This window comes from Streptomyces sp. NPDC046862 (assembly GCF_040704615.1).
Lineage (GTDB): Bacteria > Actinomycetota > Actinomycetes > Streptomycetales > Streptomycetaceae > Streptomyces.
The window spans coordinates 1-24011 of sequence record NZ_JBEYXP010000013.1 but is presented as its reverse complement, the minus strand read 5'-3'; the positions used below and the strand labels follow the sequence as shown (position 1 = coordinate 24011).

The following is a 24011-nucleotide window of genomic DNA, read 5'->3' as shown; positions in this document are numbered from 1 at the left end:
AGTCCGCCAACCAATCGATCGTAGCTTCAAGGGGAAACAGGGACTTGCTCTCCTGCTTGCACGTGCATACCCTGTGCGGCCCCATCAACCGCACCCACCAGGCGACATCCCATCCCGACCCGGGAAAGCCTAGCCATTTGGCCGCAGACATCAAAGGAGAGTTATCTATTCCACCGCGGGACAGGGCCGGCTCCTGTCTCGCCAGCTAGACATGACGTGGTCATGCTGGTGGACAACGCACCTGAGCTGCGACCTCTGCGCCCCCACCCCTGTCCCTCCCCTCGGAGCGTGGAGTCCGTGAGCCTTTTCCAACCTGTTCGCCGCGAGCGTGGTGCTCGGCTGGTCATGCACCTTCGGTGTCAAGTCGCTCCGCGGACTGGAGCAGGTACTCAGGTTGAACTCGTGGAGTCCGGTGGTCTGATTGAGCCTTTTCCAACCTGTTCGCCGCGAGCGTGGTGCTCGGCTGGTCATGCACCTTCGGTGTCAAGTCGCTCCGCGGACTGGAGCAGGTACTCGGGCAGTTTCGAACTGGCCGCCAACACCTCGAGGCCGATGAGGCGGCCCTGCTCGTCGAAGTCGAGGTTGATCATGCCGTCGACGTCCACTGGATCGCAGGGATACATGCGCGCGGACTTCACGCGGGCCTGCGGTTCGGTGAGGTATACGTACGCTGCGTTGACGGTCTTGTCGTAGGTGACTCTGACATCTGTCACGGTGAGTGGTCTCCCTTGCTGTCGCTGATGGTGGCGCTGTCTTTGTCGGTGGCGATGGTCTCGTCGACCGTCAGGGTGCCGGACTCGATCGAGTAGCTGGCGTACCCGTCCGGGGCGCCGTCGGCGTCCCGGTGGACAGCGACGTAGCGCGGCGCAGGCGAGATCGGGGGCTGCCCCGCGCGCAAGGCCCACCAGCGGTGCGGCCTGGACAGCGCGCCGGGCTGGGCGCGGCGATACCGGTCGTAGACCTCTTCGAGAATCTCGCCGCACTCGCTACGCCGCAGCACCTCGACCGAGCCGCTCTCCGAGCCGTTGTCCGAGCCGGTCGCTGGTGCGTCGGCCACTCCGCGCGCCCGGGGAACGGCGAGGGCAGCCCGGTGGCGCTGCACCGTCAGCCGCGCCGTGTAGGTCGCCGGTCCGTAGCCGAACCTGCCGTAGATCAAGGCCTCGGAGGCCAGCAGCACGGAGAGGAACTCGCCGCGGGCCCGTGACTCGGCGAGCTGATGCCGCATCATCGCGCTGAGCACGCCCTGGCGCCGGTGCGAGGGCAGGACGCCGACGCCGGTCACCCCGGCGGCCGGGACGAGGGTCTCACCGGGCAGGGTCAGTTCGAAGGGGTACGTGGCCGCGGTACCGACGGGTCGCCCGTCCACCGTCAGGGCGAGCAGGCAGCGGTCCGTCTCGAGCGCCGACCACCAGAGCCCGCCACCCTCGACCGGGGTTTCCGGGAAGAGCCCGAACGCGGCATGCATTGTATCGACGAAGACGTCGAGTTCCTCGTCGGTCGCGGGACGGATCTCCATCGCTGCTGCTGCCTCCTCGGAATACCGGCACCACGACTCGTGGTCTCTGGCCACAGTGCAGCGCTGCTGCCCCGCGGCCAGGGCAAGCGAATTACACCGGCCCCACGTCCACACCGACGACCGCCGCCCGATACCGGACACCACCTCCCTCCCAGCCCCTGCCCTTCAGCCGGCCTGGCCCTACCCGCACGATTCAGCCCCTTGGGGGCACCTCCCAGCGGTAGCTGGGGGAGTTTGAGGAGCGGGGGTCCGGGGGCTGGCCCCCGAACGGGGTCGAAGGGGCGGAGCCCCTTAGGGGCGGCGGGGGCGAAAACAACCCCGCACCCCCCAAACGCACTCGGACCCGCAGGCACCAAACAGCCTGCGGGTCCGAAGCGACGCGGAAGCGACGCAGAAGCGACGCGAAAGGCGTCAGCCGATCTCGGTACCGGTCGCGGAGAGCGCCTCCGTGACCGGCTGGAAGAACGTCTCACCACCGGACGTGCAGTCACCACTGCCGCCGGAGGTCAGACCGACGGCCTTGTCGCCCGAGAAGAGCGAGCCACCACTGTCCCCGGGCTCGGCGCAGACGTCGGTCTGGATGAGGCCGTTGACGATGTCACCGCTGCCGTAGTTGACGGTGGCGTCCAGCCCGGTGACCGAACCGTCGTGCACCTGGGTCGTCGACCCGCTGCGCGTGACCTTCATACCGACGGTGGCCTCGGCCGCACCCGTGATCTCCTGGGCGGAGCCGTTGTAGAGGTTCACCTCGCTCGGGTGGTCGACGTCGGCCGAGTACTTGACCAGGCCGTAGTCGTTGTCGGGGAAGCTGGAGTCGGCGTTGGTGCCGATCTCCTTGCCGCTGGAGTCCGACCAGGTGGAGATCGCCTCGGTGCAGTGGCCCGCGGTCAGGAAGAACGGCTCCCCGCCCTTGACCACGTTGAAGCCGAGGGAGCAGCGGCTGCCGCCGCCGGTGATGGCGTCACCGCCGGCGATGAAGGGCTTGAACTCCCCCTTGGTGCGCTGCAGTTCGGCCTTCGCGCCGAGACTGTCCACCACCTTGGTGAGCTTGGCCCACTCGGCCTTGGACACCGTGCGGTCCGCGGTGACGACGACTCTGTTGGTCTTCGGGTCGGTCGCCCACGACGTGCCGGGGATGGTGGCGTCCTTCTTGAGCGTCGTACGGGCGCCCTTCAGCTCGGCGAGGGAGTTCTCGACGACGCGCGCCTTGGCTCCGGCCGACTCGACGGCCTGGGCCGCCGTCTTGTCGAGCACGTTCACCACGAGGTTCTTGGCCTTCGCGTCGTAATACGTTCCCGCCGCGTCACCGCCGAGGTCCTTGACCAGCGTCGTGGCGAGGTTTCCGGCCGCGCCGACCGAGAGGGTCTTGAGGTCGGGGGTGTTCGCGGTCTCGCTCGCGTTCGCAGTCTGGAAGGTGACTCCCGCGGCGACCAGTGCGGCGATACCCGCACCTGCCACAGCGGCACGCCGCTTGGGTATGCGTCGGTGCTTCAACTCACGTCCTCCTGTGGGGGGTTCGGTTTCCGGAAGTTGTGGGGACCCCGGAACCGGAAGGTGGGCACGGGTCTGCTGCCCGAAAAAGGCGCGTCCATGCCAACGGACGACGACCACTATTCCCAGGCCCCCAGGGGGCACACAAGGTCGACTTCAGGACGAGCGCGGTTCAACTCACCCGCGCTCCTCGCAGCTTGACGCGCGTAAACCTGCCATGGCCACGCCAGGTAGGTCCCCACTGCAAACGCGGAAATCGAGGGTTATCCCTGTGCGGTCGGCAAGGTCTACTCCTGTCCGGATTTCAACCCGTCGGACTCCCGATCCAGTCGGAGCTCAAGGGGCGGCGGTTGCTTCCGCACCGGTTGCTCGCGGACCTCAGAACCCTTTGCCGACCCTCCCGCCAGCCCGTCTGCCAGCCCGTCTGCCAGCCTGCGTGCCGGTCCCTCTGCCAGACCGTCTGGCATTCCGCCAACCGACCCCTCGGCCAGACCGTCCGCCGGGCCCGTCCGAGGATCCTCCTGCGGCACCCCCTGAGGCGCCTCCCGCGGCGCCCGCCGCACGGGCCGCTGCTGCGCCGGGTCCGGCCCCTGGGCCCGCTCCAGGAACCGCAGCAGCTCCACCGGGAAGGGCAGGACGAGCGTGGAGTTCTTCTCCGCCGCGACCGCCACCACGGTCTGGAGCAGCCTCAGTTGGAGCGCGGAGGGGGTGTCCTCCATCTGCTGGGCCGCCTCCGCGAGCTTCTTGGACGCCTGCAACTCGGCGTCGGCGTTGATGACCCGGGCCCTTCGCTCACGGTCGGCCTCGGCCTGCCGGGCCATGGACCGCTTCATGGTCTCGGGCAGCGAGACGTCCTTGATCTCGACGCGGTCGATGGTGACGCCCCACTCCACGGCCGGGCTGTCGATCATCAGCTCCAGCCCCTGGTTGAGCTTCTCGCGGTTGGAGAGCAGATCGTCCAGCTCGCTCTTGCCGATGATGGACCTGAGCGAGGTCTGCGCCATCTGTGAGACCGCGAACCGGTAGTCCTCGACGCGGACGACCGCCTCGGCCGGCGAGGTCACCCTGAAGTAGACGACGGCGTCCACCCGCACGGTCACGTTGTCCCGCGTGATCCCCTCCTGGGCGGGCACCGGCATCGTCACGATCTGCATGTTGACCTTCTACAGCCGGTCGACGAAGGGGACGACCATCGTGAATCCGGGGCCCCGTACCTGCTCGCGCAGCCGCCCGAGCCGGAACACCACCCCTCGTTCGTACTGCTTCACCACCCGGGCGGCCGACATCACGTACACCGCGCCGACGGACGCGAGGGACGCCCCCGCGAGAACCAGCTCCTCGACCATGTCGGCCCCCAAGGTCCGCAGTCGGAGTGTGAGCGGAGTACGCGCGCGCCGGAGTGCCTGTGCCCAGGAGCGCTTCGGAGTACGTGCGCGCACCTCGCATGCCCTTTGACGGTAACTCCGCCGAGCGGACAAGGGGGAGCCCCCGCACGGCACTTGCCGTGCGGGGGCCTGCCTGCTGCCGGACGCAGGTTCGGTCGTACGGACGCCGGAGCGACTCCGGCCCGCACACCGGTCAGAAGACGCTGACCCCGTAGGCGCTCAGGGCCTCGGTGACCGGCTGGAAGAACGTGGTGCCGCCGGAGGTGCAGTCGCCGCTGCCGCCGGAGGTCAGACCGTAGGCGGTGCCGTTGCTGCCGTAGAGCGGACCGCCGGAGTCGCCGGGCTCGGCGCAGACCGTGGTCTGGATCATGCCGTAGACGATGTCACCGCCGCCGTAGTTGACGGTCGCGTTGAGCGCGGTGACCCGCCCGGTGTGGGTACCGGTGGTGGAGCCGGTGCGGATGACGCTGGTGTTCACGGCCGGGGTGGCCGCACGGGTGATGTCCACACTGCCCGCGGTGCCGGACTTGGTGACGGACGTGTTGGTGTACCGGACGATGCCGTAGTCGTTCGTCGGGAAGCTGGAACCCGAGGTGGTCCCGAGCGTCGTGGTGTGCCCCGAGTTCGACCACCAGGTGCCGGCGCCGTCGGTGCAGTGACCGGCGGTCACGAAGTAGTCGGCTCCGCTGCTGTTCTTCACGTTGAAGCCGAGGGAGCAGCGCCAGCTACTCGCATAGATGGCGTCGCCGCCCTTGATCAGCTTGTTCATCTTGCCCGGGGTGCGCTTGACCGTCAGGGCGCCGGCGTTGCTGCCCGCCGCCTCCTGGATCTTCGCGAGCTCCGCCTGGGAGACGGTGCTGTCGACCGTGAGGAGGATCTTGTCGGTCTTCGGGTCTATCGCCCAGGCCGTGCCCGGTACGTCGGCGTCGAGGATGGAGGAGCTGGCGCTCTTGAGCTGGGCGGTGCTGAAGGTCTGCGCGTCGCTCGCTTGCGCGGTGGGGACAGTGACGGCAGCCGCGGCGACGAGCCCGGTGGTGACGGCGATCAGCCGGGTGCGTCTCGCGATGCTGCTGCGGGGGGTGGTGCGCGTGATCCTCACTGTTCGTTCCCTCCTGGGGGAAGTCGGGGGCCCGCTGTGGGGTTGGGGCCCGTGAGGCGCGGGCCAGAGGGAGCGTCCGGTTTCCGAACACGTTGTGCCCCTGACAAGGCGCTGGGGGGAGTATTCGGCTGCGCGACCGAGCGACGCAAGAGGGCCTTTCGGTCGCACGGGCACTCAACTCCGCCTGTTACCAGCGGTACTCGATCTCTCAACCTTCATGTGAGGATTCTGTGGAGATGCTTGGCCGTGCATCAGTTCCACCTGCGCATCGGCGGGTACGTCTCCTTCTCGCACCGGGCGTTACGGCGGCACCCCGAGCCGGCCACCCGTCCGGCCGGGCGCACTCACGAGTCGTCGAGCGTCGCGAAGTCCGGCGCGCCGCGCTCAGCGAGTCGTGCGGGCTCCCCGCACGCGCCGGTGGCGTACACCGCGCCCCGGAGTCGATCCGCACCGATCCACGCCGATCCACGCCGATCCGGGTCGCCCCGTGTCGACCCGTGCCGATCCGTGTCGATCCGTTCGGAGAGCGGAACCCTTCGCGGGAATCACGCGGCGGCGCGGCAGGGCAGTGCGCTCAGGAAGGCGAGCGCGGCCCGTGCCGTCGCGTCGTTCTGGCGGAACGCGGGCCCGCCCGTGCGCGGCCGGGTGAACGCGCCCGAGCCCCGGGCGTCGGTGTGCGGGCCGAGCGCGAAGCGCCGTGGGTGTGGGGTGCCGGAGCGGTCGAGCACCCGTCCGTCGGCGGGGTCCACGGCGAGCAGTCCCTCGGCGGTGGCGGCGGCCCCGTCGGCGTACAACTCGCGCAGCAGCGTGTCCCGGGTGCGCTCGACCGTGGGATGCGGCAACCGCGCCTCGACGAGGGCCCGGGCCTGGACGGCGGCCCCGCGCACGGTGGCACCGCGCGCCCGGAACACCCCGTCCTCGGCGGTGACGGTCATCTCCGCGCCGAGGAAGCGCAGCACTCCGGCCCGGGACAGCGCGAGCATCTGCCGCAGCCGGGGCCCGGGCGGACCGGAGGCGAGGTAGCTGAAGAACCCGTGCCACCAGGAGCCGATGTCCCCGAGCCGCACCAGCTGCCCGTAGACGGACAGCAGCGCCAGGAAGACGGCCTGGTCCTGGCTGCGCAGCGGGTTGTGGCGGCGGGTCAGGTCGTCACGGATGTACGTCCTCAGCTCGTCCTGGAGCTCGTCGTACGATCCGCAGCGCAGCCCCTCCAGAGGACGGTCGAGCGCGGTGAGGTCGAGCCGGTCGGCCGGGTCGGGCACGGCGGACGCGACGAGCGCCCCCACCTCGGCACCGCTCGCGGCGGCCGCGTACTTCTCCTCGAAGTCGGACCACGCCACGGTCGTCCGCTCGGGATGCGCGGTGAACAGCCGGTGGTAGTGCGCGAACCCCAGTTCTTTCTCCACCAGCGGCCACACGTCCCGCCGGAAGTCGAACCCGGCGGGGCGCGAGAGCAGCGCGTCCACCTCGGCGGGCCCGAAGAACCGTGGCAGCGGGGGCCGTTCGCCCTCCCAGTCGTAGCCGATCTTGGAGTGGTACGGCACGCCGCGCCGGGAGCCCACGTACAGGACCGGCTCCCGCCCCGACGGCACGTACGTCAGGTCCCCCCGGCCGTCGTCCTCGTAGCGCCCGCCCCGGCCCTCGGTCAGCAGCACCATCAGGTCGACGAAGGCGAGCCCGAAACCGCGCACCAGGACGGGTTCACCGGGCGACAGCGCCGACAGGTCGCTGTCGGCGGTGAAGTCGGGCGGCAGGTGGACCAGGCCGTGCTCCCGGGCGTACGCGGCCAGCGCGCGCTGCTCGTCGTCGAGTTCGGCGTCGAGGTGGCCCAGCGTGAGCACCACGAGGTCGGCGGACAGCGGCCTGGGCCGGCCCTCCAGCCACACCTGCTGGTGCCCCTCGCGCGGTCCGGTCACCCGCAGGGCGCGCCGGGTGTGGCGGTGGACGCGGATGCCCGGCGGCAGGGCGGCGACCGTCTGTTCGTACACCCAGGCCAGGTACGCGCCCTGGAGCTGCCGGTCGGCGAAGGTGCGCCCGTCCACGGCCGCCCACTCGTGCAGGGTGGGTCCCGGGCGTACCGGTCCGGCCATGTCCACCGTGTCGTCGGTGAACATGGTGACGTCCTGGGCCTCGGAGTTCATCCACAGCAGCGGCGGCTGGGCCAGCCGCCAGATGCGGCCGCCGCCCGGCGGATACGGGTCCACGAGGTGCACGTCGAGTTCGGAACCGGCGTAGAGCTCGGGGGCGTTGGCGGCGATCCGCTCCAGGACGCCGGTCCCCCGCGGCCCGGCGCCGACGATGACGAGCGAGGGCGCCGGTTTCCGCGGTCCGGGCACGGAGGGAATGACGGTGCGGGAGGAGGGCATGCGAGGGCTCCGAGTGGCGTCGAGCCGAACACGGTGTGCCTTCACGCGGAGGCGTCACGTGAATGTCGTGACGCCGCACGGCCCAGCCCCTCAGCAAAGCCGTCCCTGGAGAGTACGGGGGGCTTTCCGCTCACTGTCAAGGCTGTCCATGATGTGAGCGGTCCATCTCGGGCCGGTTGACGCGGAATCGGATGCCTGTTCCACTTGTGCCCATGCATCCGCAGCAGTGGCTGGTCACGCGCTCCCACATCGACTTCGGTCGAGTGTGGTCCTCGTCCTGTTGAGCCGACCCCCTGCGGTCCCGCTCTCGGCGGGACCTCCCAGCGTCCCTCAGTTCTTCCCGACGCCCGGACGCACGCCTTCACACACGCACGCCCCTCCCCTCGCTCTCCCTTTCACTCTTCCTTCGGGCGCCCTCGCCTCTCAGCAGTCGCACCCGCAGTCGCAGCAATCGCAGCCGTCGCAGCAATTGCCGCAACAGTCACAGCAATCGCAGCAGTCGGAACAGTTGTCGCAGTCGCACCGGTGACAGAGGCCTTCCTTGCGTTCCCCCGTCCACGGGCTGTCGTACTCGCCGCAGCACATCTGGCAGGTGCAGGCGAGTCCCGCCCACACCAGGCAGCCGGCCACGAGCCCGCGACGGTTGCCGCGCGGCGGCTCCGGCGGCAGCGGCGGGCCGCCGGGACCGGACGGTGCGAACGGGTTGCCCGGTGGAGGCATGGACGCCTCGGGCTCCGCGCCGGCCGGCTGGGCCGCGGCCCGCGCGCCGTGTCCGCACGAGGCCGTGCCGAACGCCCGGTCCACCGAGTTCCGCAGTTCGTGCACGAGCAGCACGTGCGCCAGCCGGGCGTCCGTGAACTCGGCCTCGCGCAGCGCGAGCCGTATCCCGTGCAGCGCGTCGTCGGCGAGCCGCCGGGCCTCGGCGAGGGGCGTGCCGGTCGCCGTGAGCGGGTTCCACGCACCCGAGGCCGCGTCGGCTTCCCTGTCCTCCACGGCGTCCAGCAGATGCGCGAGCCGCCCGAAGAGCCGGCCGGCCTCCGCGAGGGGTTCGGCGTTGCCGGGCCGCCCGGCCAGGACGGCGGTGTGCGCGAAGGCCGCCGCGGTCGCGGTCTCGGTGGGTTCTGTGACCGTCAGGAGCGGTGTCCCCGGCCCGGCGAGCGTCTCGATCCCGACCTGCCGGTCCACGGCGTCGACGAGCACCGCCGTGTCGAACCCGACGTCGGATCCCGTCCGCGCGCCCGCCCGGCCCCAGCCGTCGGCCACCCGGCGCGCGGCGAGCGCCACCGGCCTGCGCGCCAACAGGCCGTCCCCGTCGGCCATGTGGTCGCGGACCTTGGCCGAGGCGAGCACCAGCGAGACGGCGGCGGCGAGCCGTGCCCCCTCACCCTGGGCGACCGAGGCGGTGCGCATCCCGCGCAGCGGACAGGGCCCGGCGGTCCGCCGCCCGCCGGCCGACCGGTCGCTGAGCGCCTGAGCCTCCGTCAGAACGGAGATGAGGAGCCCGTCGTAGTTGGTGACGACCCGGGCGAACTGCCCGTGGTCCTTGCGCAGCGCGAGACAGAGCCCGCACAGATGTGCCATCCACTGGGTCCGTAGCCCCTCGCTGAGCCGATGGCGGCAGGGCCTGACGATTCCGAACACGACACTCCCCCGTGTCTTGTGTGCCGTTCAGTCGCCGCATGGTACCGACCACGGCGTTCACCCGTACGCGCTGCTCGTCACCCATGCGCCGAAACAAATATTATTTCACTCACAGTCAGCAGCCGTGTACAGCGAAGCCCTTGGGGCACACGGGCTCTCGACGAACGGGTTCTGTGCCAGTACCGTCACGAAACCCCCGAGAGGCGTCTAACCACTTGGCGCGCCATCCGCATCATGGACGACGATAGGGGTGCGGAAAGCAAGAATGACCGCTGTGAGAGGAGGCGTCCATGGGATCGGTGCGCAAGGCGAGTGCCTGGCTTGGCCTCGTCGACGACAACGATGACGAGCGTTACTACGACGACGACTACGCCGAGGGGCAGGAGACCGGCGATGCCTGGGTCACCGACCCGCGCGTGAAGGTCGCGTCCGAGTCCGCCCAGGAGAAGGGCCGCCGGATCGGCACGGTCACCCCGGACAGCTTCCGGGACGCCCGCAACATCGGCGAGCTCTTCCGGGACGGGGTCCCGGTCATCATGAACCTCACGAACATGGAGTCCACCGACGCCAAGCGTGTCGTCGACTTCGCGGCCGGCCTGATCTTCGGTCTGCGCGGTTCGATCGAGCGGGTCTCGAACCGGGTGTTCCTGCTGACCCCGGCCGACACGGAGATCGTCAGCGGCGAGCCCGTGGGCCGTCAGGCGGGCGGCTTCTTCAACCAGAGCTGAGGCAAGGCGGCTCACCTGCCCCTGACCCGCAGCCCGGTGAGGGGATCACCGGAACGCGTCCAGGCCGGTGAGCGCCTTGCCCAGCACCAGCTGGTGCATCTCGACGGTGCCCTCGTAGGTGAGCACGGACTCCAGGTTGGTGGCGTGCCGCATGACGGGATACTCGAGGGAGATCCCGTTGGCGCCGAGGATCGTGCGGGCGGTACGGCAGATCTCGATCGCCTCGCGCACGTTGTTCAGCTTGCCGAAGCTGACCTGCTCGGGACGGAGCCGTCCCGCGTCCATCCGCCGCCCCAGATGATGGGCGAGCAGGATCCCCTTGTGCAGCTCGACCGCCATGTCGGCGAGCTTCGCCTGGGTGAGCTGGAACCCACCGATCGGCTTCCCGAACTGCTCCCGCGTCCTCGCGTACTCCACCGCGGCCTCGAAACAGGCCCGCGCCGCCCCCATCGCACCCCACACGATCCCGTACCGGGCGTGGGACAGACAGCTGAGCGGCCCCTTGAGTCCGACGACCTCCGGCAGTACGGCATCGGCGGGCAGCCGCACGTCGTCCATGACCAGCTCACTGGTGACGGACGCCCGCAGGGACCACTTGTGCTTGATCTCGGGCGCCGAGAACCCGGGACGGTCCGTCGGCACGACGAACCCGCGGATCCCCTCCTCGGTCTGCGCCCAGACGACGGCCACCCCGGCGACGGACCCGTTGGTGATCCACATCTTCCGGCCGCTCAGCACCCAGTCCCCGCCGTCGCGCTTCGCGTACGTCCGCATCGACGCGGGGTCGGACCCGTGATCGGGCTCGGTCAGCCCGAAGCACCCGATCACCTCACCGGAGGCCATGCGCGGCAGCCACGTCCGCTTCTGCTCCTCGCTGCCGAACCGGTGGATCGCGTACATGGCGAGGGAGCCCTGCACGGAGACCAGGGACCGGATCCCCGAGTCGGCCGCCTCCAGCTCCAGACACGCGAGCCCGTACTGCACGGCGCTGGCCCCGGCGCACCCGTACCCGCTGAGGGACATCCCCAGGGCGCCGATCTCCCCCAGTTCCCGTGCCAGCTCGCGGATCGCGGGCAGCTCGCCCTTCTCGTACCACTCGGCGACCTCGGGCAGCACCCGCCGCGCGGCCCAGCCGCGCACGGTGTCACGGATGGCGAGGTCCTCCGCGTCCAGAAAATCGTCGATGCCCAGCGGATCGGCGGGGTCGAAGGGCGGCGGCTTCGGGGAAGAGGAAGCGGACATGACGGGCGGCCTCCGGCTCGGTAAAACTAGCGGTGCTAGTCAAGGTCGGGACCGACGTTACGACGCGGTGTCCCGCGAGTCCAGGCACCTGCCGGTCACGGTGATCGTTTCGGGATTCGCAGTGGCTCGTCCGGCAGGCCCGGCGCACCCGTACACATCGACCGGCGAGCGCTGTTCAGGCTGCCCACATCGTGTGTCCGCCGCAACGGCGATCAGCCACGACGACGCAGTTCGGCGGTGCCGAATCCTCCTCGGCCGACGACCCGGCCCCGGGCTGACGCGCCGCCCGCCTCAACTCACGGACGACTCGGCCCGCACCTTCTCGTTCGCCGTCCGAGGAGAGGGCACCGGAGCGACATCCGCCGAGCCCGCCGCGGGCTCACCGCACTCCATGGTCCGGGGCAGGCGCAGCGCCATGACCGCTCCCAGCAGCAACAGCACCGCGCTGACCAGCAACGTCACATGCAGCCCGTGCACGAAGGAGTCCCGCGCGGCGGCCCGCAGCGCCTCGCCCGACGAACCGCCAAGCCGTCCGGCGACCTCGTACGCCTCGCCCAGCGAGTGCCCGGCGGCCGCCGAGGCCGACTCCGGGACCCCGGGCACGCCGGAGAGTCCGGGCGTGTACGCCGCGTTCATCACGCTGCCGAGCAGGGCGATCCCGATGCCCGCGCCGAGCTGGTACGACGTCTCACCGATGGCCGCGGCCCCACCCGCCTGGGCCTGGGGCGCCTCGCTGAGCATCGACTCGTACGCCCCGAAGAGCGTCGTCTCCAGGCCGAACCCGAGCAGGATGAAGCCGACGAGCAGCAGCACGGGGTTGTCATGGTCGCCCATCACGGTCAGCAGGACGACCGAGCCCGCCGTGAGGCCGAAGCCCGCGGAGACCATGCGCCGGGGCCCGAAGCGGCGCAGCATGTGCGACCCGACCAGCCCGGCCGCCATGGCCGCGATCGTGAGCGGCAGCAGTCTGAGGCCCGTCTCCAGCGGGGACAGTCCCAGCACGAGTTGCAGGTACTGCGCCGCGATCAGCTCCAGGCCCACCAGCGCCAGCATGGCGAGCACGATGCAGCCGACGGACGTGCTGAACGCGGGGCGCGCGAACATCCCCAGGTCCACCAGGGGGTGCGCGCGCCGCCGCTGCCGCCGTACGAACGCGGGCAGCAGCCCGGCGCCGAGCACCAGGGGAAGCAGCGTGGCCAGGTCGAACGGGCTGTCCCCGCTGCCGAGCCGCTTCACGCCGAGGACGACGCCGAAGAGACCGGCGGCGGCCATCAGCGCGCCCACCACGTCCCAGGGTCCGTCGCGGTCGCCGGTCGACTCGGGCAGCAGGAGACGCCCGACCGGCAGGCTGACGAGCATCAGCGGGATGTTGACGAGGAAGACCGCGCCCCACCAGAAGTGCTCCAGCAGGAAGCCGCCGAGCAGGGGTCCGACGGCGGCGCCGACCGCCGCCACCCCGGTCCAGATGCCGATCGCCAGCGCCCGCTCGCGCCGGTCGGGGAACACCTGCCTGAGGATCGACAGGGTCGCTGGCATGATCATGGCGCCGCCGACACCGAGCAGCGCGCGGGCCGCGATCAGCATCGGGGCGTTCTCGGCGAGGGCCGCCACGCCCGAGGCGACACCGAAGAGGCCGTAACCGAGGAGCAGGACCCGTCTGCGGCCGATCCGGTCGCCCAGCGTGCCGAAGAGGATCAGCAGCGAGGCACAGACCAGCGGGTAGACGTCGACGATCCAGAGCAGCTCGACACCGCTGGGCTTGAGGTCCTCCGTGACGGCCGGCACCGCGACGTGCAGCACGGTGGCGTCGACAGCGACGAGCAGCAGGCTGGTGCAGAGGACGACGAGGACGACCCAGCGGTTGGCACCGTCCCCGGCCGCCCGACGGCACCGCGCAGCGGCCGTGGTCGTCCCGGACATGTACGTACCTCCCAGATGATCCCTCGCCTTCGGCGGGACCGCGGGGTGGGGACTCCCCGGCGGCTACGACCCGGGAGGAGCGGTGTCCCGAGTCCACGCAACGAAGGCGAGTGAGCCGCTAGCGTACGTGAGATCTCGCCAGTGGCGCGTGGTGGACCTCTCATGGAGCGTTCAGCGGCGTGTGGTATGCGCCACCTTCCCCTCCCCCGTCACGGTCCACCACGTGCGAAAAGACCCCCCGGTTCCGGGCGACCTCGATAATCGAGCGCGTGACCGATCTTGCTACGCGCCCGGCGCCGCTCCTCCTCGCAAGGGCCGCCCCCGCGCTCCTCGGGTACGCCGCCGTGCGCGCCCTGGGCCTCGTCGCCCTCGCCGTGTGGAGCGCGGCGCGCGACAAGAGCGCGCACACCCTGCTGACGGCCCGCTGGGACTCGCTCTGGTACGTCAGGGTCGCCGACCTGGGCTACGGCTACGAGGTCCGCCTGCCGAACGGCGACGTCCACTCGAACCTGGCCTTCTTCCCGCTGCTGCCCTGGCTGGAGCGCGCCGTGTCGGCGGTGACCCCGCTGTCGTACGCGGACGCGGGCCTCGTCGTGAGCACGCTGGCCTCGCTGGCCGCGGCCTGGGGGATCTTCGCCGTGGCGGACCACGTGTACGGCCCTCGGGTGGGAGTGTGCGCGGTGCTGGTGTGGGCCGTGCTGCCGGTCGGGGTCGTCCAGTCGATGGCGTACACCGAGTCGCTGTTCACCGCGCTCGCCGCGTGGGCGCTGTACGCGGTCCTGACCGGCCGATGGGTCACCGCGGGAACGTTCGCCGCGCTCGCCGGGCTGACGCGCCCGGTGGGTCTCGCGGTGGTCGCGGCGGTGTGGGTGGCGGCGCTCGCCCCCTCGTTCGCAGGGAACCGGAGCGCGCCCGTACGGGACCGGAGCGCGCCGGAGCCGAGGAGTGTGCCGCGACCGAGCGGCGCCCCCGTGTGGCGGCGCGCCCTCGGCATGCTGCTCGCGCCGGCCGGCGCCGCCGGGTACGTGCTGTGGGTGGGCCACCGCACGGGCGGGGGCCCGCTCGGCTACCTGGACGTGCAGGCGGGCTGGCGCAACGGTTTCGACGGGGGGTACGCCTTCGCCCGGTTCGTCGCCGACAAGTTCACGTCGTTCCCGTCGGCTCTCGCCGGGGTGGGCCTGGTCGTCGGGGTCGGGCTGGTGCTCTGGCTGTACGTGGTGGGTGTCCGGCAGGGGCAGCCGCTGCCGCTGCTGGTGTACACGGGGGTCGTGGTCGCGCTCGCCCTGTGCGCGTCCAGCTACTTCGGCTCGAAACCGCGCCTGCTGATGCCCGCCTTCTCCCTGCTGCTGCCACTGGCCAGGGCCCTGGCCGCGCTGCGTACGGCCAGGTCGGCCCCGATCCTCGGGGCGGTCGCGGTGGCGTCCGCGCTCTACGGTGCGTTCTGGCTCAATGGCTCCGGTCCGCCCTGACGACCCGGGTCACCGTGGCCAACGGTCCGTGAGCGGGCGGAGAAGTCCACGCCAGCAGTCGGTGAACGAATCCCAAAAGGACCATAAAACCAGGACAGGGAATGATCAGTGGAATTGAAGGCAGCACGCCTCGCCGATTACGGATTCCATGAAAATAAACCTCTCCTGAGAGCAATCCCACATCACATCGTCATCACAAAGCGAGGGATTCGCACCGGATGAGAGCTCACTCGCTGTAACGTCGATTGAGTGCGTACCGAACGATTGCTGACCCGTCTGGAGCGGGTCTTCGAGCGGCTGGACCGTGAGCCGGAACGACCGGCCCACATCGATGTGCCGGTGATGAGCCGGCACAGGGTGGTGCTCTTCTCCGCCACCCTGGCCTTCTACGCGGCCATCGTGTGGGCCGTGGTCATCACCTCGTGGCTGGTCCGCCTCGACTGGCAGGTCATGTTCTTCCGCCCGTACCAGCAGTGGCCGGAGATCCACGCGTTCCTGGACTACTACGTGGTCCTCGGGCAGCGCGGCCCCACCGCGGTGATGGTGGCGGCCTGGCTGGGCTGGCGCTCCTGGCGGCAGCACACCCTGCGCCCGCTGCTCGCGCTGGGCGTGTCGCTGCTGCTGCTGAACATCACCGTCGGCGCCGCCAAGATCGGCATGGGCCGCCTCGGGCCGCACTACGCGACCACGATCGGCTCGAACGAGATGGGTCTCGGCGGCGACATATTTCCTTCGGGCCACACCGCCAACGCCGTCGTGACCTGGGGCATCCTCGCCTATCTGGCCTCCACGCCGAGAGCCCGGCGCTGGCTGTCCGCCCTGTCCGCCGTGACCTCGCTCGGCGTGGGCCTGACCACCGTCTACCTGGGCACGCACTGGCTGAGCGACGTCGTGCTGGGCTGGGCCGCCGGTCTGCTGATCCTGCTGGCGCTGCCCTGGTTCGAGCCGCTCATCGCCCGTGCGGAGGCCTGGATCTTCGCGGCGCGGGACGCCTGGCGGACACGTGGCGCTCCGGCCGGCGCACGGACCGCGGCACCGGTGGGCGCCACCTCGCTGCGGGCACCCGCCCAGGAGCCCACCACGGCCCGCGACAGGTCCATCGCGGCCCGGTCCGCCCGGCCGCCGCTGCACCTGGCGTCGGGCCCGCACACCACACGTGCCGAACGCATCCCGGTCACCCCGGTCGGCAGCCGCCGGCCACCGCACTCCGACCGGATGCCACGGGGCACGACGGCACGCCCGGTCGCCGGCGGCTGACACGAGACAGCGGGGCCGGTACGCACCACCACACCCCGCACGGGCGAAGGCCCGGCTCCCCTCGGGAGCCGGGCCTTCGCCCGTTCATGGTCCGCCTGTGGTCCGTCGCCGCCTCAGCCCTTCCAGCAGCGCGTCACACGGCCGTCCCTGACCTCGAAGTTCAGCCGGCCCACGCGGTACTCCATGGTGATGATCGCGCCCGGCGGCAGCGACCGGACCGCGGACCAGCCGTGCTCCCGGGCGCGGCGCTCGGCGCTGCTCGCCTCGAGGCCGACGTAGGTGTCCGGACTGTCCTGGGGCTCCGGTGGCGGAGTGGGAATGGGTGCCATGACGGCCACGTTAGGCGGCGCCCCGCGCCCGCGGAAGCCCGGGCCCGACGAGGGGGCCCGCGCTTCTCGCCGGGCGGCGTGTGGCAGAGGGTCACTGTCCTGCGGCGGTCACGCTTGTGTCACAAGATCACGACACGCGTTTCGGCCGAACGCCGTCACACGTACGAGCGGTTCCGTACGTGTGATGCCCGCTCTCGTACGGAATTCCCGACGGGCTCGACATCGTCCCGAATACCCCCCGGGAAAGCGGGGCACCTGTCGCGCGGATGTCGCATTTCATTCCGATGACCCGCGTTTCCGGGAAAACGGTGGCGCACAGGCAATACACGGTTCGCGACGGGCCCGGACCACGACGGCGAAGGGACGGGCGCCCCCCGTTCGACCTGCACCGAACCGCTCCCGGTGGACCTCACTCGACCGCGGCCACCTTCACCGCGAGGTCGTTGTCCTTCGTGTAGTACGGCTTGGCCGTGACCGGGCCGTACTCGGTCTCCAGGGTCACCTTCGGGTAGGTGAAGATCTGCTTCTTGTCGGCGATGTCGTCGAGGAGGCGAGCGATCCGCACCCGGGACCCCTTCTCCCCTTCCGGCCGGAGCCACAGGTCCCACAGACCGGGGCGGAGGGCCTCGTACGGCACCGTGAAGCGGAACTCGGAACGGCCGGTGGTGAGGTCGGCACGGACCACGGGAGCCTGCGCCTTGCGGGCCACCAGTTCGACGTACGCGTCCGGAGCCAGCCCGGTGCCGTACACCTGCGCCCGGACGCTCACGTCGCCCTTGCCGACGTGGAGCTCACCCGCCTCGGCGTGCGGGGCGCGCAGCCAGCTGCGGACGGTGAGGTTGCCGAGCCTGGTCGCGTACGGGATGCGGGCGGCGACATGGCCGAGGGAGCCGCCGGGGACGCGGTCGACGAGGGCACGCAGGTCGTTGACGCCGGGCACCAGACGGTGCGGCTCGTCGTCGGCGACCTGGACGTACACGTCCCAGCGGCCCTCGGGGAGCTCGACGCTGCTGGGCAGGGCGGCCCTGAGGCGGCCGTCGGCGGCCGGGGTGAGCGGCAGGCCCATCTCCTGCTCGCTGTCGCGCAGCCTCAGCAGGAGATGGGCGGGCCCGGGCTCGCCCCGGTCGACGACGTCGAAGGTGAGGCCGCCCGCGGAGTCGGCGACACAGTCGGCGCGCGGACCCGCGACGGGTTCCTCGTCGGCTTGCTGGTTCGCCACGGGCGGGGCCAGCGTCATCATGCGGTGTGTCCCTTTCTGAAAGCGGTGCGTCCGGCGTCCCGGACGGCGTACGCGCCACCGAGCAGCGCTCCCCGGGTGCGGTGCAGCGAGCCGCGCATCCGCCCGCCGAGCGAGGCCCCGCCACGGGCCAGCAGCCCGGAGAAGAGCGTCTCGTGGCGCTCGGCGATACGGGACGGGTCGAAGCGCTCGGAGTCCTTGAGCGCCGCGTGCGCCATCTCCTGCCGCAGCGCGTCGTTGTTGATCAGTTCGAGCAGGCCCCCGGCGATGGCCTCGACGTTGCCGACCTCGACGAGCCGCCCGTCGACGCCGTCGTCGATGATCTCGCCGGGTCCGTGCGGGCAGTCGGTGGAGACGACGGGCAGGCCGCAGCGCATGGCCTCGACGATCGTCATGCCGAACGACTCCATGCTGGAGGTGACGGCGGCGACGGAGCCCTTGGCCCACTCGGGCTCGATGGGGTTGGCCGGACCCATGAGGTAGACGTGGTTGTAGAGGCCCCGGTCGTCGATCAGCTGACGGAGTTTGTCCTTCTGCTTGCCGCCGCCGTAGATCCGCAGACGCCAGTCGGGCCGCTGCGCGCGCACCGTCTCGAAGGCCTTGATGAGCAGGTCGTACCGTTTGACGGGCGCCAGCCGTCCGGCCGCGACGACCCACTTGCCGGAGCCGTCCGCGGGATCGATGCCCGGCTGGGGCACGGGGTTGGGCACCGACCGCACCTGGACGCCGGGCAGCCGCATCTTGTCGCGGTACGCGCGCGCGTCGGCCTCCGTGGTCGTGGTGAGGGCGTCGAGACGCGGGTAGAGGCGGCGCAACGTCGCGCGCAGGGCCCCGGAATGCGTGTCGAGCGTGAGGTGCTCCTGGCCGACCAGGGCCGGGCCGCGGCGGGTCTCCCGGGCCAGGTGCACGTTCAGGCCCGGCCGCGTGCCGACGACCACGTCCGCCTCGACCGCGGCGAGATGCTCGGCGATGCGCCGGTCGGTCAGGGCGCTGTACTGCTCGTACCGGACCTCGCCGCGCGGGAAGACCCGCGCCGGGCGCCCCAGATCCGGATCCCCGGCGTCGGCTCCGTCCGGGCGGACGTCGACGAGATGGCGCACGCGGACCCGGGGGTCGGGTGTGAAGACCGGCTCGTCACGGTGGCGGAAGACCGAGACGATCTCGACGTCGTGCTGCTCGGCGAGCGCGCCGGCGAGGTTGTACGTGGTGCGGATCGTCCCCCCGATGCCGTACGCGTTGTGTATCAGGAAAGAGATGTGCATACGTCCCCCGAACCCCCTGTATCCCCGGTCTCGTCCGCCTACCTGATGGGTTGGACTGCGGTTCCCCGGATTTGGTTGGGCGTCATCACCGACTTGTTCCGCAACAGTTGCCCGATTGGTAGCCGATATGGGGAACCTTTCGGTCGTGTCGTGCATCGGGGCCTGTAAGAGGTTTCCGTGCGGCACGTGCGGGTTCACGGTGCGTAGGACAGGTGGCTCACGGTGCGTAGGCCAACTGCGGTACGGCGAAGCAGTTGTCGTTCATGTCGCCCTGGCTCACCAGTCCGCCGGCGGTGTACGGCTCGTCGCGGTTCATGAAGCCCGGCACTCAGCAGCCCGGGGCCGACGCGTTGCCGCTCAGCCCGACGAGCCCGCACAGCGTCTTGACGGACACCTTCCAGGTGCCGTCCTGCTCGACCGACGTGCCCTTCGAGTCCGGCAGGACGGTGACCCCCTTCAACAGCAGCGAGTACGTCACGTCCGCCTCGGTCGCCGAGGTGAACTCCACCTTCGTGACCTTCGCCTCGACGTCCTGTCCGCGCTGGTCACCGCTGAAGGCGTCGAGGAGCGGGCCCAGCAGGCTGCCGTTCTCCAGGACGGCCTGCCGGTCCTGCTTGGACGTGCCCGGGTCGAAGAACGTCGCCCAGTTCTCCCTGATCTCCTTCTCGGCCGCCGCCGGGTCGGACGGCTCGGTCGCGCTGGGGGTCTCGCTGGGCGTGGCCTCGGCACTCGTGCTGGTGGGCGCGGTGCCCCCGCCCCCGCTGTCATTGCCGCACGCCGAGAGGGCGAGGGCGAGAACCGCCGCCGCGATCAGTGCCCCCAGCCGTCCGCTCCCCCGCCTGAGATCGCTCCCGAGAACCATCTGGCTCACCACCGGGTGTCGGTCCGGGCCGGTCGCGCCCGGTGCTTTCAGGGTCAGCTTCCAGGGGGCATAGTGCAAGACATCGCAGCGGCGGAAGCCTCGATGCCCGGCTCAACGGCGGAACGGTCAACGCGGGGAACCGGCCGGACGACGGAGAAGCCGTCGCGCTCCGCACCACCGGCGGACAGACCCGCACGACCCGAACGACCGGCCCGCAAGCCCACACGAACGCGACCGGCAGCCGCCGAGCCCGTACGGCCGGGACGGGGGCCAGGACCGGGACCGGGACCGAGACCGGGACCAGGGCCAGAACTGGGACCGGGGCCAGGGCCGGGGCCGTCGTGCGGGGCGGGCGGAGCGGGGCGCCGGTTCTCCAGGGGGCCCGCCACGGGACGGGCGTCCCCGCGCGGCTCCGTGCCCCTCCTGCGCGCCCGTGGGCGCCACGTCGGCTACGGCGGGTTCACCGCCCTGGACGGTGTCGACCTCGACGTCCACCCGGCCGTGTCACCGCGGTCGCGGGCCTGAACAGGGCCGTGTCGCCGATCCGGGGGCCGTCGCGCGCGTCTCGCGGCTGCTGGGGCTCGACGGGCCGGTGGGCGCGCTGCCCGCCGCGGACCGGGCTCGGCACCGGCGAGGTGGCCGCCCCGGCACGAGTGTTGCGCGCTCTCGCCGCGGACGGCACGGCCCTGCTCGTCGTCGAGCACGACCTGGATCTCGTCGCGGACCCCGCCGACGTGGTGCACGTCATGGCGGCCGGGCGGATCGTCGCCTCCGGCCCCGCCGCCCGGGAGCGCGACGTGCTGGACCACGCGGGGGTGGGCCGGTGACCGTCATCTCCCTGCGCCACGCGGAGGCCCTGCGCGGAGTGGCCCTCGCCGCGCCCGGCCCCGGACCGACGGTGCTGCTCGGCCGCAACGGCTCAGGCCGTACGACCGTGTTGCGGGCCCTCGCCGGAACGGTCCCGCTGTCCGGGGGCGCCGTCGTCCGGGACGGGGCCGGCGTGACGAGGGTGCCCGCCCAGGAACGCGCCCGGCGAGGGCTGTGCCTGGTCCCGGAGCGGCGGGCCGTCTTCGGCTCGCTCACGGTCCGCGAGAACCTCGAACCGACGGCCCCGCACGTACGAGGTGCTCGGCGGTCTGGACGCCTGCGTGGTGGTGGCAGAACAGCGTCTGCCGCCGGGACTGCGCGGGGCGACGGCGCTGGTGCACGAACTGCGGCGCGGTTCCCTCGTGTTCGGCGGCGAGGCGGCCGAACCGGCCTGACGGACTCCACCTGGACCGAGGGTCCCGCCCGGTCGGCGTGCCGGGCGGGACCCCGTGCCCCGGAACGGGGGAGCCGGCTCAGACGTCGAGCCGCTGCCCGGGCACGATCACGTCGGGATCACCGCCGATGACGGCCTTGTTGGCGGCGTAGATCCGCTCCCAGGTGGTCCCGTGCCGGGCGGCGATACCGCTCAGCGTGTCACCGCCGCGCACCGTGTAGTCGCCGCCGCGGGACGTGCCGCGGCCGGTGTGGCCGGACGAGCGGGCCGGAGTCTTCGACGCCTTCTTCGCGGCCGGGGCCGACCTGGTGGACCGCTCGGCGGGCGCCGAACCGGTGGACGGCGCGGCGGGCGCGCCGCCGGACGCCCCGGCGCGGGCCGAACAGGTGGGCCAGGCGCCCCACCCCTGGGCGCGCTGGACCTTCGTGGCGACGGCGATCTGCTGACCCTTGGACGCCTGGTCGGCGGTGGCCGCGTAGGCCGTGCCGCCGTACGCGCGCCAGGTGGAGGCGGAGAACTGCAGTCCGCCGTAGTAGCCGTTGCCGGTGTTGATGTGCCAGTTCCCGCCGCTCTCGCACTGGGCGATGCGGTCCCACACTCCGCTGTCCGCCGCGGCGGCGTTGCCGCCTGCGGCCAGGAGGCCCAGCGGGGCGAGCAGGGCCGCCCCGGCGAGGACCGCCGTCGTACGCGCTGTACATGTCGTACGCGTCTTACGGGTGGTGTCGTGGGTGTTGTCGGCACATGCGGACATGTATTTCCCTCTCGCAGGACCCGGGGTCCCCCAAGGCGGCCCACGACTTCCGGCGCACGGGCGCGGTCGTCGTACTCCGCCCCGTCCGCCGACGGTGGTGCTGTGGAGCTGGCTGTGCTGCGGTCGGCGGACGACCCGAGCGGTGCTCGATGCACTCGGCGGAGGAATGTAGAGAGCCGAGCGGCCCGCAATCAACCAACTCCTTGTCATACGAGGCCAGTTCGACGTTACCGCAGGTATCATCCATTTTCGGCCACCCACTTCATTGCGCGATTTCAGGATTTGTCGACCAGGGACACGAGTGATCTGTGACCCACTTCACCGCCGTAACTTCCTTGGAAATCAAGGAACTTGCCGTGGAGTAACCGGTTCCGCCCACGGATTCACGCTGCGCTTCGGATGGTTCGATTCCGTTCGCTCCCGGGCGTGACTCCGGCCACAGATCGCCCGTTGTCTTCTTCATGGGCCGGGAACCACCCGGGCTCATGGGCCGGGAGCCACCCGGCTGTCGCCCCGCATCACATCCCGAGGAGCCACCCGTGCCGCGCATGCTCGACGTCAGCGACGACGTACGCGCCGAGATCGGCGACGAAGAAGCAGACCGGCTGCTCGCCGGAGAGAACGCCCCCGGCAGTTACGACTGCACGTCCTGCCGCACCCCGGGCGACTCCGAGCAGGAGCGCACCAGCACCGTCCTGTTCATCGGTGACGAGACCGCCGTGCTCGCCTTCGCCCACGCCACCTGCCTGCCCTCGCAGGTCGTCCAGGTCACCGAGGAGCAGTTGCAGGGCGCCGTCCGGTCCATCGCGGCCGACGGCGGGCCCGCCAGGGCCGTGCCCGAGCAGGCCGTGCCGGAGCAGGCGGTGCTCGGCGTCACCAGCGGACTCATCCTGATCAACGGCGAGTTGCACCCGGCGCTCGTCGTCGAGCCGACCGCGCCCATCGCCCGCCCGGGCACGACCACCGCGGGCGACGACTTCCTGCCGCTCCTCATCGAGCAGGGCTTCATGCCGCTGACCGAGATCGACTCCGTGCCGTCGGTGCTGCACGGCTGGTCCGTGCTGCTCGCCATGGGCCAGCTGCACGCCATCCTCCAGCCGGGTACCGCGGGCGGCCAGCCGGTCGCCTGGTGGCAGGCCCACCAGGCGCTGCAGGTCGCCGACAGCTGGCGCGCGGCCGCCAACAAGCACCAGCAGGTGCTGCTGTTCGCGGCTCCCGTCGGCTCGATCGGCCGCCAGCCCCGCGAGGACCTGCTGCGCGAGGCACTCGACAAGGCCGCGGCGAGCGGGAAGCTGGTGGCGGCGACGCTGCCGCTCGCTGGAACCTGAGCGCTCCGCTTTGGGCGCCGCGAAGGGGTGCGCCAAGTGGGTGGGTGCGGGTTGTCCTGGGTTGCTCGCGCAGTTCCCCGCACCCCTGTCCGGGCGCCGTGACCGGTTCGGTCGTGGAGTGGGTGCGGGTCTGTTGTGGTTGCTCGCGCCGTTCCCCGCGCCCCTTTCGGGGCGCCCCGCTCGTCGGAACAGTGCGGGTCGTCCTTGGTTGCCCGCGCCGTTTCCGGCGCCCCTGACGGGGCGGCGCACAGCGCCCCTTTCGGCCGTATCGACCGCATCTCATGGGCGGCGGGGTCGTTGGCACAGACGTGCACGCATACGACGTTCCCCGCCGCCACGCCTACCAGCCGAGTCCGTCCTTGCGGCCGGCCCAGGACCCCTCGGCCACGCCGATCTACGACGCGCTCTACGCGGAGTGGGTCAAGTCCTACCGGGCGCTGCCCGGCGACCGTCACGGCGAGGAGGACCTGGGTTTCCAGGCCTTCTTCGCCAGTTCCCCGCACAGCGCCGGCTCGTACGGTGCGTACCAGTCGGGCACGTACACCGGCCGGCACAGCGCGGCCGCCCACGCGACCGGCCACTTCGCTCCGCCGCACGGCACCCGACAGGAGACACAAGCGGGCGCCTCGGCCCCGGTGCCCTCGGTGTGGCAGCCGGTCGGACGCATGCCCACCGGTCACACCGGCATGCACCACATCCCGGCCGCTCTGCCGCCCGGCCCGCGCCGGGGGATGTGACACGCGAGGAGGGCGGCTTCCTCAAGGTTGCCCGGGAGCCCCGGGAGCCTTGAGGAAGCCCCCCCCCGCCCGGCGCCCGACCCCCCAACACAACAACCCGCCCCCCCGCGCGCCCCCCCCCCCCCAGCGA

17 protein-coding genes and 4 pseudogenes are annotated in these 24011 nt (G+C 71.3%); 7 read left to right on the top strand and 14 right to left on the bottom strand.

The window, feature by feature from the left end:
* Positions 1-467: 467 nt before the first annotated feature.
* From AB0959_RS16495 to AB0959_RS16465, 7 genes and pseudogenes are all read right to left on the bottom strand, one after another.
* Positions 468-713, bottom strand: coding sequence for a DUF2283 domain-containing protein (locus tag AB0959_RS16495; RefSeq protein ID WP_366827091.1), 246 nt, complete (start codon positions 711-713; stop codon positions 468-470).
* A 44-nt stretch (positions 714-757) separates the two neighbouring features.
* Positions 758-1516, bottom strand: a pseudogene (locus tag AB0959_RS16490) (GNAT family N-acetyltransferase); the annotation flags it as partial.
* Between the two features lie 411 nt (positions 1517-1927).
* Positions 1928-3010 (bottom strand): S1 family peptidase, encoded by a 1083-nt coding sequence (locus AB0959_RS16485; RefSeq protein ID WP_366827090.1) that lies wholly within the window; start codon positions 3008-3010, stop codon positions 1928-1930.
* Positions 3011-3294: 284 nt separating this feature from the next.
* A pseudogene (locus AB0959_RS16480) lies at positions 3295-4353 on the bottom strand (slipin family protein).
* A gap of 232 nt (positions 4354-4585) precedes the next feature.
* On the bottom strand, positions 4586-5491 hold the full coding sequence (locus AB0959_RS16475) for a S1 family peptidase (RefSeq protein WP_366827089.1): 906 nt from the start codon (positions 5489-5491) through the stop codon (positions 4586-4588).
* 545 nt (positions 5492-6036) lie between these two features.
* Positions 6037-7857: an FAD/NAD(P)-binding protein gene (locus AB0959_RS16470; RefSeq protein WP_366827088.1), complete on the bottom strand. Its 1821-nt coding sequence runs from the start codon at positions 7855-7857 to the stop codon at positions 6037-6039.
* A 423-nt stretch (positions 7858-8280) separates the two neighbouring features.
* Complete coding sequence (locus AB0959_RS16465; protein ID WP_366827087.1) at positions 8281-9498, bottom strand: DUF5685 family protein; 1218 nt, start codon at positions 9496-9498, stop codon at positions 8281-8283.
* 290 nt (positions 9499-9788) lie between these two features.
* Between AB0959_RS16465 and AB0959_RS16460 the strand changes: the two genes are divergently transcribed.
* Positions 9789-10226: a cell division protein SepF gene (locus tag AB0959_RS16460; RefSeq protein ID WP_366827086.1), complete on the top strand. Its 438-nt coding sequence runs from the start codon at positions 9789-9791 to the stop codon at positions 10224-10226.
* A gap of 45 nt (positions 10227-10271) precedes the next feature.
* On the opposite strand, the gene AB0959_RS16455 is transcribed toward AB0959_RS16460, so the two are convergent.
* Both AB0959_RS16455 and AB0959_RS16450 read right to left on the bottom strand, forming a co-directional pair.
* Positions 10272-11468: an acyl-CoA dehydrogenase family protein gene (locus tag AB0959_RS16455; RefSeq protein ID WP_366827085.1), complete on the bottom strand. Its 1197-nt coding sequence runs from the start codon at positions 11466-11468 to the stop codon at positions 10272-10274.
* Positions 11469-11759: 291 nt separating this feature from the next.
* The gene (locus tag AB0959_RS16450; RefSeq protein WP_366827084.1) at positions 11760-13388 is read right to left on the bottom strand and encodes an MFS transporter; all 1629 of its coding nucleotides are present in this window, start codon (positions 13386-13388) and stop codon (positions 11760-11762) included.
* 269 nt (positions 13389-13657) lie between these two features.
* On the opposite strand from AB0959_RS16450, the gene AB0959_RS16445 reads away from it, so the two are divergent.
* Positions 13658-14857: a glycosyltransferase family 39 protein gene (locus AB0959_RS16445; protein ID WP_366827083.1), complete on the top strand. Its 1200-nt coding sequence runs from the start codon at positions 13658-13660 to the stop codon at positions 14855-14857.
* Between the two features lie 249 nt (positions 14858-15106).
* A complete protein-coding gene (locus AB0959_RS16440; protein ID WP_366827082.1) occupies positions 15107-16114 on the top strand; it encodes a phosphatase PAP2 family protein in 1008 nt (335 codons plus the stop codon).
* A 113-nt stretch (positions 16115-16227) separates the two neighbouring features.
* Here the strand turns inward: AB0959_RS16440 and AB0959_RS16435 are convergent, their stop codons facing one another.
* The 4 genes from AB0959_RS16435 to AB0959_RS16420 form a co-directional block, all read right to left on the bottom strand.
* Complete coding sequence (locus tag AB0959_RS16435) at positions 16228-16443, bottom strand: I78 family peptidase inhibitor (RefSeq protein ID WP_366827081.1); 216 nt, start codon at positions 16441-16443, stop codon at positions 16228-16230.
* Positions 16444-16852: 409 nt separating this feature from the next.
* Positions 16853-17680: a hypothetical protein gene (locus AB0959_RS16430; protein ID WP_366827242.1), complete on the bottom strand. Its 828-nt coding sequence runs from the start codon at positions 17678-17680 to the stop codon at positions 16853-16855.
* Positions 17680-18942, bottom strand: a complete 1263-nt coding sequence (locus AB0959_RS16425) for a glycosyltransferase family 4 protein (RefSeq protein ID WP_366827080.1) — start codon at positions 18940-18942, stop codon at positions 17680-17682. Before AB0959_RS16425 ends, AB0959_RS16430 begins: the two co-directional genes overlap by 1 nt.
* A gap of 328 nt (positions 18943-19270) precedes the next feature.
* Positions 19271-19804, bottom strand: a complete 534-nt coding sequence (locus AB0959_RS16420; protein ID WP_366827079.1) for a hypothetical protein — start codon at positions 19802-19804, stop codon at positions 19271-19273.
* 423 nt (positions 19805-20227) lie between these two features.
* Between AB0959_RS16420 and AB0959_RS16415 the strand changes: the two are divergent.
* Positions 20228-20631: pseudogene (locus AB0959_RS16415) on the top strand (ABC transporter); the annotation flags it as partial.
* Positions 20628-21066 (top strand): annotated as a pseudogene (locus AB0959_RS16410) (ATP-binding cassette domain-containing protein). The pseudogenes AB0959_RS16415 and AB0959_RS16410, both read left to right, overlap by 4 nt.
* Positions 21067-21144: 78 nt before the next feature.
* On the opposite strand, the gene AB0959_RS16405 reads toward AB0959_RS16410, so the two are convergent.
* Complete coding sequence (locus AB0959_RS16405; RefSeq protein WP_366827078.1) at positions 21145-21816, bottom strand: transglycosylase family protein; 672 nt, start codon at positions 21814-21816, stop codon at positions 21145-21147.
* 539 nt (positions 21817-22355) lie between these two features.
* Between AB0959_RS16405 and AB0959_RS16400 the strand changes: the two genes are divergently transcribed.
* Both AB0959_RS16400 and AB0959_RS16395 read left to right on the top strand, forming a co-directional pair.
* Positions 22356-23144: a hypothetical protein gene (locus AB0959_RS16400; protein ID WP_366827077.1), complete on the top strand. Its 789-nt coding sequence runs from the start codon at positions 22356-22358 to the stop codon at positions 23142-23144.
* A gap of 308 nt (positions 23145-23452) precedes the next feature.
* Entirely contained in the window at positions 23453-23881 is a 429-nt protein-coding gene (locus tag AB0959_RS16395) for a hypothetical protein (protein ID WP_366827076.1), read from the top strand.
* Positions 23882-24011: the final 130 nt, after the last annotated feature.

Excerpts from the sequence above, each read along its gene's own strand:
- AB0959_RS16470 (WP_366827088.1), bottom strand. The coding sequence starts at position 7,857 with ATGCCCTCCTCCCGCACCGTCATTCCCTCCGTGCCCGGACCGCGGAAA.
- AB0959_RS16460 (WP_366827086.1), top strand. The coding sequence starts at position 9,789 with ATGGGATCGGTGCGCAAGGCGAGTGCCTGGCTTGGCCTCGTCGACGAC.
- AB0959_RS16455 (WP_366827085.1), bottom strand. The coding sequence starts at position 11,468 with ATGTCCGCTTCCTCTTCCCCGAAGCCGCCGCCCTTCGACCCCGCCGAT.
- AB0959_RS16450 (WP_366827084.1), bottom strand. The coding sequence starts at position 13,388 with ATGTCCGGGACGACCACGGCCGCTGCGCGGTGCCGTCGGGCGGCCGGG.
- AB0959_RS16435 (WP_366827081.1), bottom strand. The coding sequence starts at position 16,443 with ATGGCACCCATTCCCACTCCGCCACCGGAGCCCCAGGACAGTCCGGAC.
- AB0959_RS16430 (WP_366827242.1), bottom strand. The coding sequence starts at position 17,680 with ATGACGCTGGCCCCGCCCGTGGCGAACCAGCAAGCCGACGAGGAACCC.
- AB0959_RS16425 (WP_366827080.1), bottom strand. The coding sequence starts at position 18,942 with ATGCACATCTCTTTCCTGATACACAACGCGTACGGCATCGGGGGGACG.
- AB0959_RS16420 (WP_366827079.1), bottom strand. The coding sequence starts at position 19,804 with ATGGTTCTCGGGAGCGATCTCAGGCGGGGGAGCGGACGGCTGGGGGCA.
- AB0959_RS16405 (WP_366827078.1), bottom strand. The coding sequence starts at position 21,816 with ATGTCCGCATGTGCCGACAACACCCACGACACCACCCGTAAGACGCGT.